The 16604-nt window shown below is 70.0% G+C and carries 14 protein-coding genes; 10 read left to right on the forward strand and 4 right to left on the reverse strand.

All coding sequences use genetic code 11. The annotated features are described in order from the left end of the window. Positions 1–186 precede the first annotated feature (186 nt). Positions 187–996: an Fpg/Nei family DNA glycosylase gene (locus tag ACWCRD_RS12610; RefSeq protein ID WP_450965848.1), complete on the reverse strand. Its 810-nt coding sequence runs from the start codon at positions 994–996 to the stop codon at positions 187–189. 325 nt (positions 997–1321) lie between these two features. Further along, a complete protein-coding gene (locus ACWCRD_RS12615; protein WP_450965849.1) occupies positions 1322–1807 on the reverse strand; it encodes a ribose-5-phosphate isomerase in 486 nt (161 codons plus the stop codon). A gap of 215 nt (positions 1808–2022) precedes the next feature. Between ACWCRD_RS12615 and ACWCRD_RS12620 the strand changes: the two genes are divergently transcribed. Continuing rightward, positions 2023–3450 carry an amino acid permease gene (locus ACWCRD_RS12620; RefSeq protein WP_450965850.1) on the forward strand — a complete coding sequence of 476 codons (1428 nt, stop codon included), beginning with the start codon at positions 2023–2025 and terminating at the stop codon, positions 3448–3450. A gap of 24 nt (positions 3451–3474) precedes the next feature. Here ACWCRD_RS12620 and ACWCRD_RS12625 read toward each other — a convergent pair whose 3' ends face one another. Next, positions 3475–5310 carry a protein kinase domain-containing protein gene (locus ACWCRD_RS12625; protein WP_450965851.1) on the reverse strand — a complete coding sequence of 612 codons (1836 nt, stop codon included), beginning with the start codon at positions 5308–5310 and terminating at the stop codon, positions 3475–3477. Between the two features lie 214 nt (positions 5311–5524). Between ACWCRD_RS12625 and ACWCRD_RS12630 the strand changes: the two genes are divergently transcribed. Further along, positions 5525–6256 (forward strand): LPXTG cell wall anchor domain-containing protein, encoded by a 732-nt coding sequence (locus ACWCRD_RS12630; RefSeq protein WP_450965852.1) that lies wholly within the window; start codon positions 5525–5527, stop codon positions 6254–6256. Positions 6257–6336: 80 nt separating this feature from the next. Next, positions 6337–7671: an FAD-binding oxidoreductase gene (locus ACWCRD_RS12635; RefSeq protein ID WP_450965853.1), complete on the forward strand. Its 1335-nt coding sequence runs from the start codon at positions 6337–6339 to the stop codon at positions 7669–7671. Here the strand turns inward: ACWCRD_RS12635 and ACWCRD_RS12640 are convergent. Beyond that, positions 7655–8233, reverse strand: a complete 579-nt coding sequence (locus ACWCRD_RS12640; protein ID WP_450965854.1) for a biotin transporter BioY — start codon at positions 8231–8233, stop codon at positions 7655–7657. The two genes, ACWCRD_RS12635 and ACWCRD_RS12640, sit on opposite strands and share 17 nt — an antisense overlap. A gap of 434 nt (positions 8234–8667) precedes the next feature. On the opposite strand from ACWCRD_RS12640, the gene ACWCRD_RS12645 reads away from it, so the two are divergent. The 7 genes from ACWCRD_RS12645 to ACWCRD_RS12675 all read left to right on the forward strand — a co-directional run bounded on the left by ACWCRD_RS12645 (position 8668) and on the right by ACWCRD_RS12675 (position 16539). Then, entirely contained in the window at positions 8668–9822 is a 1155-nt protein-coding gene (locus tag ACWCRD_RS12645; protein ID WP_450965855.1) for an ROK family protein, read from the forward strand. A 224-nt stretch (positions 9823–10046) separates the two neighbouring features. Further along, on the forward strand, positions 10047–11114 hold the full coding sequence (locus ACWCRD_RS12650) for an ABC transporter substrate-binding protein (RefSeq protein WP_450965856.1): 1068 nt from the start codon (positions 10047–10049) through the stop codon (positions 11112–11114). 5 nt (positions 11115–11119) lie between these two features. Beyond that, positions 11120–11974, forward strand: coding sequence for an ABC transporter permease (locus tag ACWCRD_RS12655; RefSeq protein WP_450965857.1), 855 nt, complete (start codon positions 11120–11122; stop codon positions 11972–11974). After that, complete coding sequence (locus ACWCRD_RS12660) at positions 11950–12666, forward strand: ABC transporter ATP-binding protein (protein ID WP_450965858.1); 717 nt, start codon at positions 11950–11952, stop codon at positions 12664–12666. The genes ACWCRD_RS12655 and ACWCRD_RS12660 overlap by 25 nt, the downstream gene beginning before the upstream one ends. 123 nt (positions 12667–12789) lie before the next feature. Beyond that, the gene (locus ACWCRD_RS12665) at positions 12790–14130 is read left to right on the forward strand and encodes an LLM class flavin-dependent oxidoreductase (protein ID WP_450965859.1); all 1341 of its coding nucleotides are present in this window, start codon (positions 12790–12792) and stop codon (positions 14128–14130) included. A gap of 16 nt (positions 14131–14146) precedes the next feature. After that, entirely contained in the window at positions 14147–15043 is an 897-nt protein-coding gene (locus ACWCRD_RS12670; protein WP_450965860.1) for a TauD/TfdA dioxygenase family protein, read from the forward strand. Between the two features lie 113 nt (positions 15044–15156). Next, the gene (locus tag ACWCRD_RS12675; RefSeq protein ID WP_450965861.1) at positions 15157–16539 is read left to right on the forward strand and encodes an amino acid permease; all 1383 of its coding nucleotides are present in this window, start codon (positions 15157–15159) and stop codon (positions 16537–16539) included. The last annotated feature ends 65 nt before the right edge of the window (positions 16540–16604 follow it).

A 16604-nucleotide genomic window follows, 5' to 3' on the forward strand; every position in this document is an offset into this window, starting at 1 on the left:
CGTTTCGCCCACCCCTGCAAAGTCAGCCGCTCGTCCTCGGATAACTCCAGAGGCTGCAGCCTGCTGTCGCCCACTCCTCCATCAGACCGCAGCCGACAGTTTCCGTCACCGCCCACGCCGCAATCTGAAACGAACCGCACCTCACGTGGCGAGAGGTGAACTCAAGACCGGCTCACTAGCGGCGCGTCAGCGCTGTTGGCAGGTGGGGCACCAGAAGAGGTTGCGGGCGGCGAGGTCGGCGGTGCGGATCTCGCCGGCGCAGATGTGGCAGGGCAGGGTGGCCCGGCGGTAGACGTACACCTCACCGCCGTGGTCGTCGACGCGCGGCGGGCGGCCCATCGCCTCGGGGGTGTGTTCCGGGCGGACGGTGTCGATGCGGTTGTTGCGGACGCCCTCGTGCATCAGCTCGACCAGGTCGGACCAGATCGCGTCCCACTCGGCGGATGTGACGTCCCTGCCGGGGCGGTAGGGGTCGATGCCGTGGCGGAAGAGGACCTCGGCGCGGTAGACGTTGCCGACGCCTGCGATCACCTTCTGGTCCATGAGCAGTGCGGCGATCGTCGTACGGCTGCGGGTGATGCGTCGGTACGCCGTCTGTGGGTCGGCGTCCTCGCGGAGGGGGTCGGGGCCGAGGCGGGCGTGTATCGCGTTCTTCTCGGGGTCCGTGATCAGGGCGCAGGTCGTGGGGCCGCGGAGGTCCACGTACGACGTGTTGTTCGCGAGGCGGAGGCGGACGGTGTCCGTGGGCGGGGGTGCCGGGGCGTCGCCGAAGGTGACCTTGCCGAAGAGGCCGAGGTGGATGTGGACCCAGTCGGTGTCGCGGAAGCCGAGGAAGAGGTGTTTGCCGTGGGCTTCTGTGTGGGTGAGTTCGGCGCCGTCGAGCAGTTCTGCGGCGTCTGAGAATTTGCCCTGGGGGCTGGTGACGTGGGGGCTCGTGCCGAGGAAGTTTGTGGCGTAGTCCTTGGCCAGGCGGTGGATCGTGTGCCCCTCTGGCACGGTGGCGCTCCTGTTCGTCCGTGGGTGGGGCGGGCGTGGCGGCCCGGGCGTAGCCGCTGATGGCTGCAGCGCCCCCGCCGCCCCTACCCGTTCCCGTCCCCAGGGGCTGCCGCCCCTTCAGCCCCGCCCAGGGGGCTCCGCCCCCTGGCCCCCCGGTCGGCCTGAACGGCCTCGTCCTCAAACGCCGGACGGGCTGAAAAGCTCAGGCGCCGGACGGGCTGAAGAGCCCCGGCGTCGCACGGGCTGGAAAGCCCAGGCGTCGCACGGGCTGGAAAGCCCAGGCGCCGCACGGGCTGGAAAGCTCTAAGGCCGGAGTGGCCTCAAATTACTGCTGCGGGTGGTGGGGCGGGATCGGGGGCAGGTCGCCCGTCGTCTCGTACTCCGCGAGCATGTCGATTCGGCGGATGTGGCGGGCGTCCTCGGAGAACGGGGTGCCCAGGAACGTCTCGACGAACTTGGTCGCCTCCTCCTGGGTGTGCATGCGCGCGCCCACCGCGACGACGTTGGCGTTGTTGTGCTGGCGGCCGAGGGACGCCGTCTCCTCGCTCCAGGCGAGGGCCGCGCGGACGCCCTTGACCTTGTTCGCCGCGATCTGCTCGCCGTTGCCGGAGCCGCCGATCACGATGCCGAGGGCGTCGGGGTCCGCGGCCGTCCGCTCCGCGGCGCGGAGGCAGAAGGGCGGGTAGTCGTCCTGGGCGTCGTAGATGTGGGGGCCGCAGTCGACGGGGTCGTGGCCTGCCGCCTTGAGCCACTCGACGAGGTGGTTCTTGAGTTCGAAGCCCGCATGGTCGGAGCCGAGATACACGCGCATGGTTCCGAGTGTGACATGGCTGTTTCCGGGCAGCAGCCTCGGGTGGCGGCCGGGAGGGAAGGGGGACCAGCACAGCAACCCCGACCAAGGAACCTCAAGGAAACCTCAAGTAACGATCTGGATTCAAAGGTTCACGAATTCCTTTGCCTCCGTTTCACTGGACCAACTCGTACGCGACCCGTACGGACCGCTCACCCGGCGCAAAGGAATTCCCCATGACTGGTCTCCAGGCCGGACTGAAGAACCGCCATCTGTCGATGATCGCCATCGGCGGCGTCATCGGCGCCGGCCTCTTCGTCGGCTCCAGCTCCGGTATCGCCACCGCGGGACCGGGCATCCTCCTGTCGTACGCCCTCGTCGGCACGCTCGTCGTCCTTGTGATGCGCATGCTCGGCGAGATGTCCGCCGCCAACCCGACCTCCGGCTCGTTCTCGGCGCACGCGGACCGGGCGCTCGGCCGCTGGGCCGGGTTCTCCATCGGCTGGCTCTACTGGTTCTTCTGGGTCGTGGTGCTCGCGGTGGAGGCCACCGCCGGGGCCAAGATCCTGGCGGGGTGGGTGCCGGCCGTTCCGCAGTGGGGCTGGGCCCTGATCGTGATGGCGGTGCTGACCGCCACCAACCTCGTCTCGGTCGGTTCCTACGGCGAGTTCGAGTTCTGGTTCGCGGGGATCAAGGTCGTCGCGATCGGTGCCTTCATCGTGGTCGGCGGACTCGCGGTCTTCGGGGTGCTGCCGGGCGTCCACAGCGACAAGGCCGGCCTGGGCAACCTCACCGGTCACGGCGGCTTCCTGCCCAACGGGCCCGGCGCGATCCTCACCGGCGTACTGCTGGTCGTCTTCTCCTTCATGGGCAGCGAGATCGCGACGCTGGCCGCCGGTGAGTCGGAGGACCCGCAGCGGGCCGTCACCAAGTCGACCAACAGCATCATCTGGCGTATCGGCGTCTTCTACCTGGGCTCGATCTTCGTCGTCGTGACCCTGCTGCCGTGGAACGACCCCTCGATCAAGAAGCAGGGCTCCTACGTCGCCGCCCTCGACTCCCTCGGGATCGCGCACGCCGGTCAGATCATGAACTTCATCGTGCTGACGTCGGTGCTGTCCTGTCTCAACTCGGGTCTGTACACGGCCTCCCGGATGGCGTTCTCGCTCGGTGAGCGGGGGGACGCGCCGAAGGCGTTCGCCAGGACCACCTCGCGGGGCGTTCCGATGACCGCGATCGTCGCGTCCGTCGTCTTCGGGTTCGTCGCCGTGTTCTTCAACTACAAGTTCCCGGACTCGGTCTTCCTCTTCCTGGTCAACTCCAGTGGTGCGGTGGCGCTGTTCGTGTGGCTGGTCATCTGCTTCTCCCAGCTGCGGATGCGGAGGATCATCCAGGCCGAGGCACCGGAGAAGCTGGTCGTGAAGATGTGGCTGTACCCGTATCTGACCTGGGCGACGGCCGCGCTGATCGTGTTCGTGCTCGGTTACATGCTCACGGACACGGAGCACGACGGGCGCGAGACCGTACTGCTGTCGCTGCTGGTCGCGGCGGTCGTGCTGGTCGTCGCCGTGGTGAAGGAGAAGGTGCGCGGGGGCGGCCGGGCCGCTGTCGCGGGCGCGGCCTCGGCAAAGGCGCGGGGGCAGGACAAGGTGAAGGCCGGCTGACGCCGGCGCCCCTCGCTTCACCGCTCACAGCACCGTGAAGCTGTCCTTGACCCTGTCGTAGGTCTTGAGGGCCTGGGCTTCGGTCTCCGGCTGGTACCAGGTGTTGATCTGGTACGACTTCCCGTCCTGGTCGAAGCCCAGCAGCCGGGCGTGCCAGGGGGTGCCCTTCATGGTGAAGGTGTACTCCCAAAGCACGGCCGGGGTGCCGCGGAACGTCGTCTTCTCCAGGCGGATCTTCCGGTAGTCCTGGCCCTGGTGGGCGTCCTGCTCCGACTTCTGCCAGGTCTCCATCAGGTCGCCGCGGGCGAGGGACGACTTGGCGACCAGTTCCTGTGTGCCGTCGGGGGACGTGTAGTGCACCTCGGCCCCCGTCTTGAGATCCCGCCGCCAGCCCTGCGGCGGCGCCCACGCGAACCCGCCTGCCTCCCGGTGCGCCCCGGGAGGCAGGCTCTGCGGCCTGGACGTGCCTTCCACGGTGGGCGGCGGGCTGTCGGCGGGCGTGGTGGCGGATGTCGTCGGTGCGGTCGAGGAGCCTGCGTGGTCGCCGCCGGGTGATCCGGAGTTCGTCAGGAGGAATACGGCGACGAGGGCACCGGCCGCCACCAGGCCGCCGGCGGCCACGAGTAGGGCGCGGTGGCGACCTCGGTGAGGGCCGTCGGGGGCATTCCGATGGGCGGGGTCGGCGGACGAGACCTCGGAACGGGCCTGAGAGCGCAGTTCGGAAGGGACTTCGGTGGAGGCGTTGGGGAGCTGCACGGGTACCGGGAGTGCCCAAGGGGTGAAGGGTGCTTCCGGGGGCGGGGCCGGGGGGCGCTCTCGGCGGAAGTCGCGGGTCGGTCCTCGGGGTACCGCGTCCTCGACCGGGGCGGGCGCGGGTTGCCTGGGGTCGCGTGCGGCGCGTACCGGACGGGTGTCCAGGTAGGCCGGGGTGGGCCCCTCGGACCCGCCGGGCTGCTCGGGCTCTGCTTCGGCACCCGCCGGGCTCGGATCGGCACCCTCGACCGGTTCGGTGCCGGGCGGCTCCTGGGACCCGGACGGTTCTTCCGCATGCGTCGGTCGTGGTGCCGGGTACGCGACCCGGCGCAGGGCCTCCTCCAGGGCGGGCAGGGCCGGGCGGGCCGCCGGTTCCTTCTCCAGCAGGGCTGCCAGGACGTCACGCAGGGGACCGGCCGCGGCGGGGAGTTCGGGCTCCTCGTAGAGGACCGCGTGCAGGGTGGCCAGGGTCGTGCCGCGGGAGAAGGGGGAGCGGCCGCCCAGGGCCGCGCAGAGTGTCGCGCCCAGGGACCACACGTCCGACGGCGGGCCCTGGGGGCGGCCGGAGATGCGTTCGGGGGCCATGTAGTCGGGGGAGCCGACGAGCATGCCGACCATGGTGAGCGCCTTGGCGTCCTGGATCGCGGCGATGCCGAAGTCGGTGAGGACGATGCGCCGGCCCTTGTCCTCCACCAGGACGTTCCCCGGTTTGATGTCCCGGTGCAGGACACCGCGTGCGTGCACCTGACGCAGCGCCGCCACCAGACCGAGCCCGATCCGTGCCGTCTCGCCCGGTGCCAGCGGCCCCTCCTCCACCATGATCCGTTCCAGGGAGCGGCCGACGACCAACTCCATGACGATCCACAGGCGTTCGCCCTCGTCGACCACGTCGTAGACCCGCACGACGTTGGGATGGTCGATCCGCGCGGTGGCCCTGGCCTCCCGCAGCGTGCGTTCGCGGCGGGTGCGGCTGTCCTCTGCGTCCAGGCCGTCTATGCGCATCTCCTTGACGGCGACCGGGCGGTCGAGCATCTCGTCGGCGGCTCGCCACACCCGCCCCATTCCTCCCTGACCGATGCTTTCGACCAACCGATAGCGCCCCGTCACCAGTAGCCCTGGGACTCCGCCGCTCCTCGTATTCCCCGGCAATCCGCCGCACCCCCTCAGCCACCGAAATTCTCTCGACTATCTCAATCATCTCGACCGCGCCCCGACTGAAACACAATGGTCACACTTCACGGCGTACCAGCATAGTGCGGAGAAATCTTGTGGTAGCTCTTCAAGTACTGCGAATTCAGGCGCAGCCAAGGGGGATGTGAACATGAGTTCTCGTCGCACGACGACCATCGCGGGATCGCTGGTCGCGGTATCTTTTTCGGCGGTGATGATCCTTTCCTGCACCGCCAGCGCGGACGACCAGGGGCCGGGCAGCGGCAAGGGGGGAAAGGCCGTCGACGAGGCACCGGCAGGTGTAAAGCTGACCACGCTCCTGCCCTCCAGGATCTCGGTCGCCAATGGCTCGCAGAAAACGGCGCTCACCGCCACGGTGAAGAACGAGGGGACCAAGGACAGCGGAAAGATCCAGCTTCTTGTCGTCGGATTCGACGGCCTCACGGTCAAAAGTGTTCAAGGCTGCTCCCGGATTGACGGAAAGAACCTTCCGGCCGGCTCGAACAGCGGCTTCTCCTGCCCGATCGACAATCTCGCGGCCGGCAAGTCCAAGTCGTTTGCCGTCGACGCCACATTCGACCTGCGCAAGACCGGCAAGATCTGCCTTCCCGTGCAGTCCGGTGACGGGAAGAAGACGTACTGGCAGCAGGGCCCGGTTCCGTTCGGTACGACCAATCCGTCGCCGAACGCCCCGGCCACCCCGCTGCTCCTCGGCACCGACAACAAGCCGGTGGCCCCGGCCGGCGGCAGCGAACTGCCGAAGACCGGTGTCGGGCGCGATGTCCTGCCGCTGGGCGCGGCGGGCGCGTCGCTGATCGCGGCCGGTGCGGCGGGGCTGTGGTGGTCCTCCCGGCGGCCGACCCCGCAGCGGCTGCGCGGCTGAACCCCCTCGGGCACACCGGTCACCAGATCGCCCGCATAACCTGACGGCACTTGTCAGGTTATGCGGGCACGATGCGGTCCATGAACTCCGTCGACCACACCGCTGACCTGCTCACCCTCCGTCCCGGCGACCCCGGCTACGACGACGAGATCGCCGGCTTCCAGACCGGGTTCGCGCAGCGCCCCGCCGTTGTCTTCGCCGCCGCCTCGGCCGAGGACGTGATCGCCGCCGTACGGTACGCGGCCGGACACGGCCTGCCGATCGGCGTCCAGGCCACCGGGCACGGGCTGCCCGGCGCCTCCACGGGCGGGGTGCTGGTGACGACGAAGCGGATGGACCGGGTGACCGTCGACCCCGAGACACGCACCGCGCGCGTCCAGGCGGGCGTGCGCTGGGGGCAGGTGGTGGCGGCCGCCGAGCCGTACGGTCTGGCCCCGCTCAACGGCTCCGCGCCGGGCGTAGGCGCCGTCTCCTACACACTGAGCGGCGGACTGTCCATCCTGGCCAGGGAGTTCGGGTACGCGGCCGACCATGTGCGCTCCCTGGACCTTGTCACCGCCGACGGCCGGCTCCGGCACGTGACCCCGGAGTCCGACCCCGACCTGTACTGGGCCCTGCTCGGCGGCGGCCACAACTTCGGCATCGTCACCGAGCTGGAGATCGGTCTCGTGCCCGTGCGGACGCTCTACGGCGGCTCGCTCGCGTTCGACGGCCGCCAGGTCGACCCGGCGGCCCTGCTGCGGGCGTACGAGCAGTGGACGCGGACCGTGCCCGACGGGCTGACCTCCTCCTTCACGGCCGTACCGTATCCGGACATCCCGGCGCTGCCGCCGCACCTGCGCGGCCGGTACGTCGTCTCCGTGCGCGTCGCGTACACCGGGGCGAAGGGTGAGCAACTCGTCGCCCCGCTGCGGGGGTCGGGGCCCGTGCTCGCCGACTCCCTGCGCGAGATGCCGTATGCCGAGAGCCACACCATCCACAGCGACCCCGACTTCCCTCATGCGTACTACGGGGACAGCGCGGTGCTGAGCGAGCTGGACGTGGAGCGGGCCGGTGAGCTGCTCGCCGTGGCCGGGCCGGATGCGGGTGGTCCGATGTGCGTCCTGCAGATCAACCACCTGGGCGGGGCGCTCGCCCGGCCCGCGCCGAACTCGGTGCCGTACCGCGAAGGGCGGTTCCTGGTGCGGCTGCTGACTGTGGGCGACCGGGACGCGGCGCGCGCAGTGCTGGATCCGGCTTTCGCGCTGCTCGCTCCGGTCACGATCGGGCGTGCGCTCAACTTCGCCTTCGGCGGCGGGGACCGGACGGACGGGCTGTACGACGCCGCAACACTGAAGAGGCTCGCCGAGCTGAAGTCGTCGTACGACCCGGCGAACCTCTTCCGCAGGAACTACAACCTCAGCGCTTGTCGATGAGCTTCCAGGCGGTGGGCATGACGCCCATCGCCAGGGCGGCCTTGAGGGCGTCGCCGATCAGGAACGGGGTGAGGCCGGCCGCGATCGCCGCGGATGCGGACATGTCGGCGGCGTAGGCCAGGTACGGGACGCCGACGGCGTAGATGATCGCCTCGCCGAGCAGCATGGTGCCCGCCATGCGCAGCACGGAGCGGTCGGCGCCGCGCCGGGCCAGGGCGCCCACGACGGTGGACGCGAGGAGCATGCCGAGGATGTAGCCGAAGGAGACGGAGACACCGGAGCTGCCACCCGCGAACCACGGCACACCGGCCAGTCCGGCCAGCGCGTACAGGACGAGCGAGGCGAGGCCGCGGCTCGCGCCGAGCACCGTGCCGACCAGCAGCGCGGCGAAGGTCTGGCCGGTCACCGGCACCGGGGAGCCCGGGACGGGCACGGAGATCTGGGCCGCCAGGCCGGTGAGCGCGGCGCCGCCGAGCACGAGTGCCACGTCCCGGACGCGGGAGGCGGGCAGGAGGTCGGCGAGGACCTCGCGGGGGCGGGCGGTGGCGGCAGCGGTGCTCATGGGGACTCCGCGGGTGACGGGGACATGCTGGGACACGGTGACGCTATCCCGGCGGCCTCGAGCCGATCACCGTCAGCGATCGACAAATGCTGGAACGCGAGCTTGGTGGGCTTCGAACAAACAGTGTCGGCTACACGGGGTTTCGCGTGATACCGGTCACTGAGGCAGGGAGGCGGTGCTCACCCAGCAGGTCCCGGGCCGATCTGTAGGATCTCACCAAATGAATCCTAGTGGTCTGGCCGGATTCACCTTTTCTGGCCTACGCTTCGAGCCATGGTTGCCCAGGCCCGGAACTTCACGTCGCGTCGCTATGTCGACCTGCGACGCCAGGGTGCTGCCACCTGTCGCCGTCCGGTGTGAGGCGGCCGCGGCACGCCTCGACCTCCGAGACGTGTCGGCCCCGTTCCCGAGGACGGTCTCCCATGCCCTCTGCCATGGCATCCACCCTTGCGTCCCCTTCCACCCGCCGCCGGACCAGCGCGAGCGTCGTGCTGCGGTCCGTGCTGGAGCACGGTCCGGTGGCCCGCAGCACCATCGCCCGGCTGACCGGCCTTTCGCCGGCGTCGGTGACGGACTACTGCGCCCGGTTCGCCGAACTGGGCCTGATCCGCGAGTCGGCCGTACCCCGGCGGTCCAACGGGGTGGGCCGACCGCACGTCCCCGTCGACCTGGACGACTCCCGGTTCGTGGTCGGCGGGGTGCATGTGGCGGTGCCGTACACCACGGTCGCGCTGCTCGATCTGCGCGGCCGGGTGGTGGCGCGGCGCGAGTTGAAGCACGAGCGCACCGATCCCGGGTGGGTGCTGTCCCGGGCCGCCGAGGGGCTCGGGGCGCTGCTGGCCGGAAACCCCCGGTGCAGAGCTCTCGGTGTCGGGGTGGCCGTCGGCGGCTGGGTGGACCGGGAGTCGGGGACCGTCGTCGAGCACGCGCTGCTCGGCTGGCGGGAGGTGGCGGTGCGGGAGGTGCTCGGCGAACGTACCGGGCTGCCGGTCCATGTGGACGGCCACGCACGGGCGCTGGTCAACGCGGAGCGGCTGTTCGGGCGGGCGCGGGGCAGCGGCAGCATGCTGCATCTGTTCGTCGGCAACGTGGTCGACGCGGCGTTCGCCACCCGTGACGAGGTGCACCACGGGCCACGCTCCCAGGCGGGCGCCATCGCGCATCTGCCGGTGCCGGGCGGCACGGAGCCCTGCGCCTGCGGGCGGATCGGCTGCCTGCAGGCCGAGTTGAGCGAGCGGACGCTGTGCCGGCGGGCACGGGAGGCGGGCGTGACGAACGGCGTGAACCCCATGCATGTGGTCGCGGCGGCCGCCGCGGACGATCCCGAGGCGGTACGGCTGCTGGTGCAGCGGGCGGGTGCGATCGGGCGGGCGGCGCGGCTGCTGCTCGATGTGCTCAATCCGGAGACGGTGGTCGTGACGGAGGTCGGGATCATCCACCGGGAGGACTGCCTGAACGCGTTGCGCGAAGGGGTCGGCGACGAGCGTGCGGCGGCCGTGGTGCCGACGAGTTTCCCGGATTCGGTGCTCGCGGTGGCGGGCGGTTCGGTGGCCCTCGACGTGCTCTACCGGGATCCGCTGGCCGCTTGACCTGAGGCTATTTAATTCAGAATCGCCGAATATTGACAGGGCTCGGCGCCGACCAGGAACATCGTACTCATGAGCCCGATCGTGAGCTGTCGCACCCTTTGTTGCTGACACGTTGCCGCGTGTGAAGCGCTCATTTCCTGCTGTGTGAATCCCTTTTCTCCGGCCGTCTGTCGCCCGGGAATTCCGCATGCCTTTCTTTCCTTCCCGACTCACGGAGTCCTGCCATGCCTTCTTCTCCCGTGCCCGGTCTCGATCGACGGCTCTTTCTCACTTCAGTGCTCGGTGCCGCAGCCGGTGTCGCCGGTCTGACCGGCTGCGCGGGCGGCAGTGCATCCGCCGACAGCAAGGGCGTCTCGACCGCGCCGCTCGCCGACAGGGTTCCGGCCGGTACGAGCCTGAAGATCGCCTCGTATCAGAACACCGAGCAGCTCCAGTTCAGACTGGCCAAGTTGGGCGACCTGCCGTTCAAGGTGTCGAACTGGCTGAACATCGGCGCCGGGCCGGATGTGATCAACGCTTTCCGCGCCACATCCCTGGACGTCGCCAACAATGCGGGAATCCCGCCGATCCAGGCGCACTACCAGGGCTTCGACGCGAAGATCGTCGCGATCGACATCACCCGCAAGCCCAATTACCTCTTCGCCACGAAGCCCGGCAGCGACATCCGGTCGGTCGCCGACTTCAAGGGCAAGAAGCTCGCCTTCTCGCAGGGCCAGGCCCAGGGTGTCGTGCTCCTGCGGGCGTTGAAGAAGGCGGGCCTCAAGTACGACGAGGTCGACCTCGTCCCGCTGACCAGCAACCAGTTCCTGACCGCCCTGCAGTCCGGCCAGGTGGACATCGCGCCGCTCCCCAACCAGCAGGCACCCGCCTATCTGGGGCAGTACGAGTCCAAGGGCGCCCACGCCATCACCACGGACGTCGTCGACCTCCTCAACCTGCTGTGGGCGCCGACCTCCGTGCTCAACGACCCCGCGAAGGCCGCCGCGGTCGCCGCGTACATCCCGTACTGGGCCAAGGGCCAAATCTGGACGTACGAGAACCCCGACGCCTGGAACGAGGAGTTCTACGTCAAGACGCAGAACCTGACCCTCGCGCAGGCCCGCGGCATCAGCAAGCTCGCCAACAAGCCGCTGTTCCCGCCGAGTTGGACAGAGGCGATCAAGTGGGAGCAGGAGACCGCCGATCTGCTGGCCGAGGGCGGCTTCGTGAAGAAGTTCGACGTCTCCTCGCTCTTCGACCACCGCTTCGAGTCCATCGCCGCCAAGGCCGTGCCGGCGGAGTACCGGAGGTGACCGCCATGACCACGACCGCGACCACGCCCACTGCGCTCCCGGCGCAGGCTCAGGAACAGCGGAGCCACCCCGTACGGCGCCGCCGTCGCGGCCTGTCCCCCGGCAGGCGGCTGCCCGCCTCCCGGCTGATCGGCCCCGCCCTCTTCCTCGCCCTGTGGGCCGCCGCCTCGGCCGCCGGACAGCTCGACCCCGCCGCGATCCCCGCGCCCTGGACGGTGTTGCGGACCGCGGGCCGGCTGTGGAGCTCAGGGACGCTGCCCACGGACATACTGACCTCCCTCGAACGGGCCGCGTACGGCTTCACGATCGGTCTCGCCGCCGGGGTCGTGCTGGCGCTGGCCGCCGGGCTCAGCCGGGTCGGCGAGGCGCTGATCGACGGGACGGTGAACCTCAACCGGGCGATCCCGACCCTCGGTCTGATCCCGCTGTTCATCCTCTGGCTGGGCATCGGCGAGGCGTTCAAGATCGCGATCATCGCGATCGTCGTCTACGTCCCGATCTATCTGAACACGCACTCCGCGCTGTCCGGCATCGACAGCCGCTTCGTCGAACTCGCCGAGGTGCAGGGGCTGTCCCGCTTCCGGTTCATCCGCCAGATCGTCATACCCGGCGCCCTGCCCGGATTCTTCGTGGGACTCCGGCTCGGGGTGACCGGCTCCTGGCTGGGCCTGGTGGTCCTGGAGCAGATCAACGCCACCAGCGGGCTCGGCTACATGATGTTCCAGGCCCAGAACTACGGCCAGTCCGACGTCATCCTCGTCGGCCTGCTCGTCTACGGGATCTTCGGCCTGGTCTCCGACAGCGCGGTCCGTCTCATCGAACGGAGGGTGCTGTCATGGCGCCGCACACTGAGCAGCTGACCCGGCCCGCCGTCCGGCTCCGGGGGCTGACACGGTCGTTCGAGGGGCGGGCCGTCCTCGACGGCATCGACCTCGACCTCCCGGCGGGACAGTTCACGGCCCTGCTCGGGCACAGCGGCTCCGGCAAGAGCACGCTGCTGCGGGCGATCGCGGGCCTGGACCACAAGGTCGCCGGCAGCGGCCGGCTCACGGCCCCGGAGCAGGTGTCCGTGGTCTTCCAGGACTCCCGGCTGCTGCCCTGGCGCCGGGTCCTGGACAACGTACTCCTCGGCCTGGACGGCAGGGACGCCGAGCACAAGGGCCGCGAAGCCCTCGCCGAGGTGGGCCTGAAGGGCCGCGAACGGGCCTGGCCGAGCGAGCTGTCCGGCGGCGAGGCCCAGCGCGCGGCGCTCGCGCGGTCGCTGGTCCGCGAGCCCGAACTGCTGCTGGCCGACGAGCCGTTCGGGGCGTTGGACGCACTGACGCGCATCAAGATGCATGCCTTGCTGCGGGAGCTGTGGAAGCGGCATCAGCCGTCCGTGCTGCTGGTCACCCATGACGTGGATGAGGCGATCGCGCTGGCGGATCGGGTGCTGGTGCTCGACTCCGGGCGGATCTCGGTCGATCTGGCCATCGACCGGGATGCCCGTGCACGCAGCGAGTACCGGGAGCGGTTGCTTGCGGCGCTGGGTGTCACCGAGGGGGTGGGGTGACCGTCTGGGGGCTGCCGCCCCCAGACCCCCGCTTCGGCCTGAACGGCCTCGTCCTCAAACGCCGGACGGGCTGAAAGACCAAGCCCCGCCCGGCCCCTTCACAACTCGCCCGAAGGACACCCCATGCCCCGCCAGCTCCACCTCAACGCCTTCCTCATGAGCACCGGCCATCACGAAGCCTCGTGGCGGCTGCCCGAAAGCGATCCGTATGCGCATGTCGAGCTGGACCACTATGTGCGGCTCGCCCGGATCGCCGAACGCGGCACCTTCGACTCCCTCTTTCTCGCCGACGGGCCGCAGCTGTGGGGCAGTCTCGCCCAGCGCCCCGCGGGCGCCCTGGAGCCGCTCACCCTGCTGACCGCGCTGGCGACGGCCACCGAGCACATCGGGCTGATCGCCACCGCCTCCACCTCGTACAACTCCCCCTACAACCTGGCCCGCAAGTTCGCCTCCCTGGACATCATCAGCGGCGGCCGCGCCGGCTGGAACATCGTCACCACGGCGGGTGCCGAGGCCGCGCGCAACTTCGGTCTGGAGCACGAGCCCGCCCACGCCGACCGGTACGCCCGCGCCGCCGAGTTCCTCGACGTGGCACTGAAGCTCTGGGACAGCTGGGAGGACGACGCCATCGTCGGCGACAAGGCGGCCGGCGTCTGGGGCGACGACGCGAAGATCCATCCGCCCCGGCACAAGGGGACGTACTTCAGCGTCGAGGGCGCGCTCAACGTCCCCCGCTCGCCACAGGGTTACCCGCTGCTCGTGCAGGCGGGGTCGAGCGCGGACGGCAAGACGTTCGCCGCGCGGTACGCGGAGGCGGTGTTCACCGCCCAGCAGACCCTGGCCGACGCGCAGGCCTTCTACGCCGATCTCAAGTCCCGTACGGCGGCGGCCGGCCGGGATCCCGGGCTCATCAAGGTGCTGCCCGGGATCGTGCCGGTCATCGGGTCGACGGAGGCCGAGGCGCGGGCGAACGAGCAGGTCCTGGAGGACCACATCGTGTACACGCACGGCGTGGATCGCCTGGAGCGTCTTCTCCAACTCCCGGAAGGGACACTGGAGTTGGATTCGCAGCTGCCGTCCGACCTGCCGCCCGAGGACGCCATCGAGGGCGCCAAGAGCCGCTACACGCTCATCGTCGAACTCGCCCGGCGCGAGCGCCTCACCGTCCGGCAGCTGGTCGGCCGGCTCGGCGGCGGACGCGGCCACCTCACCTTCGCGGGCACGCCCGAGCAGGTGGCCGACGCGATCGAGACGTGGTTCACGCAGGGCGCCGCCGACGGCTTCAACATCATGCCCGCCGTACTGCCCTCCGGCCTTGAGGCCTTCGTCGAGCAGGTCGTCCCGATCCTGCGGGCCCGAGGTCTGCTCCGCACCGAGTACGGGCCCCACCAGACCCTCCGGGAGCGCTACGGCCTCCCCCGCCCCGCCAACCAGTACTCCACCCAGGAACCCGCCCTCGTCTGAAAGGACCGGCCCACCCGTGTCGAACATCGAAATCCAGAAGGTCACCGCCCACATCGGCGCCCGTGTCTCCGGCGTCGACATCTCCAAGCCGCTCGACGAGGAGACGACCGCCGCCGTCCGCGAGGCCCTCAACGTCCACAAGGCGCTCGTCTTCGACGACGTGAACCTCGACGACGCAGGCCAGCAGGCCTTCGTCCGCCACCTCGGCGACATCACCACCGCCCACCCGACGGTCTCCTCCGTGGACGGCGTCCCGAACGTGCTGCCCGTCGACAGCGAGCGCGGCCGCGCCGCCAACCACTGGCACACGGACGTCACCTTCGTCCTGAACCCGCCGCAGGCCAGCACCCTGCGCTCGATCACGATCCCGCCGTACGGCGGCGAGACCCTGATCGCCGACTCGGCGGCCGCCTATCGCCAACTCCCCGACTCGCTCCGCCAGTTGGCGGACACGCTGTGGGCGGAGCACACCAACGACTACGACTACGCCGTGCCGGAGGAGGAGCTCGACGAGCAGCAGGCCGCCCAGCGCGCCCAGTTCACCTCGATCAAGTACCGCACGGTCCACCCGGTGGTCCGCGTGCACCCGCTGACCGGTGAGCGCGGGCTGTTCATCGGCGGGTTCGCGCAGCGCATCGTGGGCCTGTCGCCGGGCGAGTCCCGCAAGATCCTCGACCTGCTGCAGGCGTACGTCACCCGGCCGGAGAACATCCTGCGCCACCGCTGGTCGGAGAACCAGCTGGTCCTCTTCGACAACCGCATCACCCAGCACTACGCCGTCGACAACTACGACGGTCTGCCGCGCCGCCTGCACCGGGTGACCGTCGCCGGTGACATCCCGGTCGGCATCGAGGGCAAGGAGAGCTACTCGATCGAGGGCGACGCCTCGCACTACACCTCCGTAGCCGCATAGTCACAGCACGTACCGGGCCTGTCCGGATAATGGGCGGCCTCTCCTTCTGAGCGGAGAGGCCGCCCAGACTGTGGGCGTTTTTGCCCATCTCATGGACTGGACGAGCCGCGCCCATGCCCAGCAGCACCACCGAGGTCGGGACTCCGCCGCAGGCGGACGCCGACGCCACCCTGTCCCACGGCCTGAAGCAGTGCCACCTGTCGATGATCGCCCTCGGCGGGGTCATCGGCGCCGGCCTGTTCGTCGGTTCCGGAGCGGGTATCGCCGCCGCCGGCCCCTCCATCGTCGTCGCCTACACGCTCTCCGGGCTCCTCGTGATGCTGGTGATGCGGATGCTCGGCGAGATGTCGGCCGCCTATCCGTCGTCGGGTTCGTTCTCGGCGCACGCGGAACGGGCGATCGGGCCCTGGGCGGGCTTCACCGCGGGCTGGTCCTTCTGGGTGCTGCTCTGCACGGCGGTCGGCCTGGAGGGCATCGGCGCCGCGAAGATCGTGACGGGCTGGCTGCCGCACACGCCCGAGTGGGGCTGGGTGGCCCTGTTCATGGTCGTGTTCTGTGTCGCGAACCTGGCCGCGGTGAAGAACTTCGGCGAGTTCGAGTTCTGGTTCGCGGCCCTGAAGGTCGGCGCGATCAGCCTGTTCCTGGTGCTGGGGGTCCTCGCCATCGCGGGCGTGCTCCCCGGCACGGACTCCCCGGGCACGGCGCATCTCACCCACTTCCTGCCGAACGGCAGCGAGGGCCTGATCGTCGGCGTGCTCGCCTCGATCTTCGCGTACGGCGGCCTGGAGACCGTCACCATCGCGGCGGCCGAGTCGCAGGACCCGGTGCGGGGCGTGGCGAGCGCCGTCCGTACGGCGATGTGGCGCATCGCGCTGTTCTACATCGGTTCGATGGCGGTCATCGTGACGCTCGTCCCCTGGGACTCGAAGGAGGTCGTCGAGAAGGGCCCGTACGTCGCCGCCCTCGACCACCTGGGCATCCCGGGCGCCGGGCAGCTCATGAACGTGGTCGTCCTGGTCGCCCTTCTGTCGGCCATGAACGCCAACATCTACGGCTCCTCGCGGATCGCCTACTCGCTCGTCGAGCGTGGCCAGGGGCCGAAGCTGCTGGGCCGGGTCTCGGGCGGCGTGCCGCGGATCGCCGTCCTCGCCTCCTCCGTCTTCGGCTTCGTCTGCGTCGTCCTCAGCTACTGGCGCCCGGACGACGTCTTCCCCTGGCTGCTGAACATGATCGGGGCGGTGATCCTGGTCGTCTGGATCTTCATCGCGGTCAGCCAGCTGCGGCTGCGGGCCCGGCTGAACCGGGAGGCACCCGAGAAGCTGGTGGTACGGATGTGGGCGTTCCCCTGGCTGACCTGGGTGGCGCTGGCGGGCATGGCGGCGGTCTTCGTCCTGATGGCCCGGGAGCCCGGCACCCGGGTGCAGCTCTACTCCACCGGCGGGATGACGGCCGTCCTGGCGGCGGTGGGATACGCCTGGCAGCGGGCCAGGCGCTGACGACGGCCGCCCCGCGAAGAAGCCCCCGTGTACGCACGGGGGCTTTTTGTTGCTAGCGTGTAGTT

The organism is Streptomyces sp. NPDC002092, from assembly GCF_053593775.1.

Bases quoted from the DNA above. Each gene is read 5' to 3' on its own strand.
- ACWCRD_RS12675 (WP_450965861.1), top strand. From the start codon at position 15,157: ATGCCCAGCAGCACCACCGAGGTCGGGACTCCGCCGCAGGCGGACGCC.
- ACWCRD_RS12650 (WP_450965856.1), top strand. From the start codon at position 10,047: ATGCCTTCTTCTCCCGTGCCCGGTCTCGATCGACGGCTCTTTCTCACT.
- ACWCRD_RS12655 (WP_450965857.1), top strand. From the start codon at position 11,120: ATGACCACGACCGCGACCACGCCCACTGCGCTCCCGGCGCAGGCTCAG.
- ACWCRD_RS12635 (WP_450965853.1), top strand. From the start codon at position 6,337: ATGAACTCCGTCGACCACACCGCTGACCTGCTCACCCTCCGTCCCGGC.
- ACWCRD_RS12640 (WP_450965854.1), bottom strand. From the start codon at position 8,233: ATGAGCACCGCTGCCGCCACCGCCCGCCCCCGCGAGGTCCTCGCCGAC.
- ACWCRD_RS12660 (WP_450965858.1), top strand. From the start codon at position 11,950: ATGGCGCCGCACACTGAGCAGCTGACCCGGCCCGCCGTCCGGCTCCGG.
- ACWCRD_RS12630 (WP_450965852.1), top strand. From the start codon at position 5,525: ATGAGTTCTCGTCGCACGACGACCATCGCGGGATCGCTGGTCGCGGTA.
- ACWCRD_RS12615 (WP_450965849.1), bottom strand. From the start codon at position 1,807: ATGCGCGTGTATCTCGGCTCCGACCATGCGGGCTTCGAACTCAAGAAC.
- ACWCRD_RS12620 (WP_450965850.1), top strand. From the start codon at position 2,023: ATGACTGGTCTCCAGGCCGGACTGAAGAACCGCCATCTGTCGATGATC.
- ACWCRD_RS12665 (WP_450965859.1), top strand. From the start codon at position 12,790: ATGCCCCGCCAGCTCCACCTCAACGCCTTCCTCATGAGCACCGGCCAT.
- ACWCRD_RS12645 (WP_450965855.1), top strand. From the start codon at position 8,668: ATGGCATCCACCCTTGCGTCCCCTTCCACCCGCCGCCGGACCAGCGCG.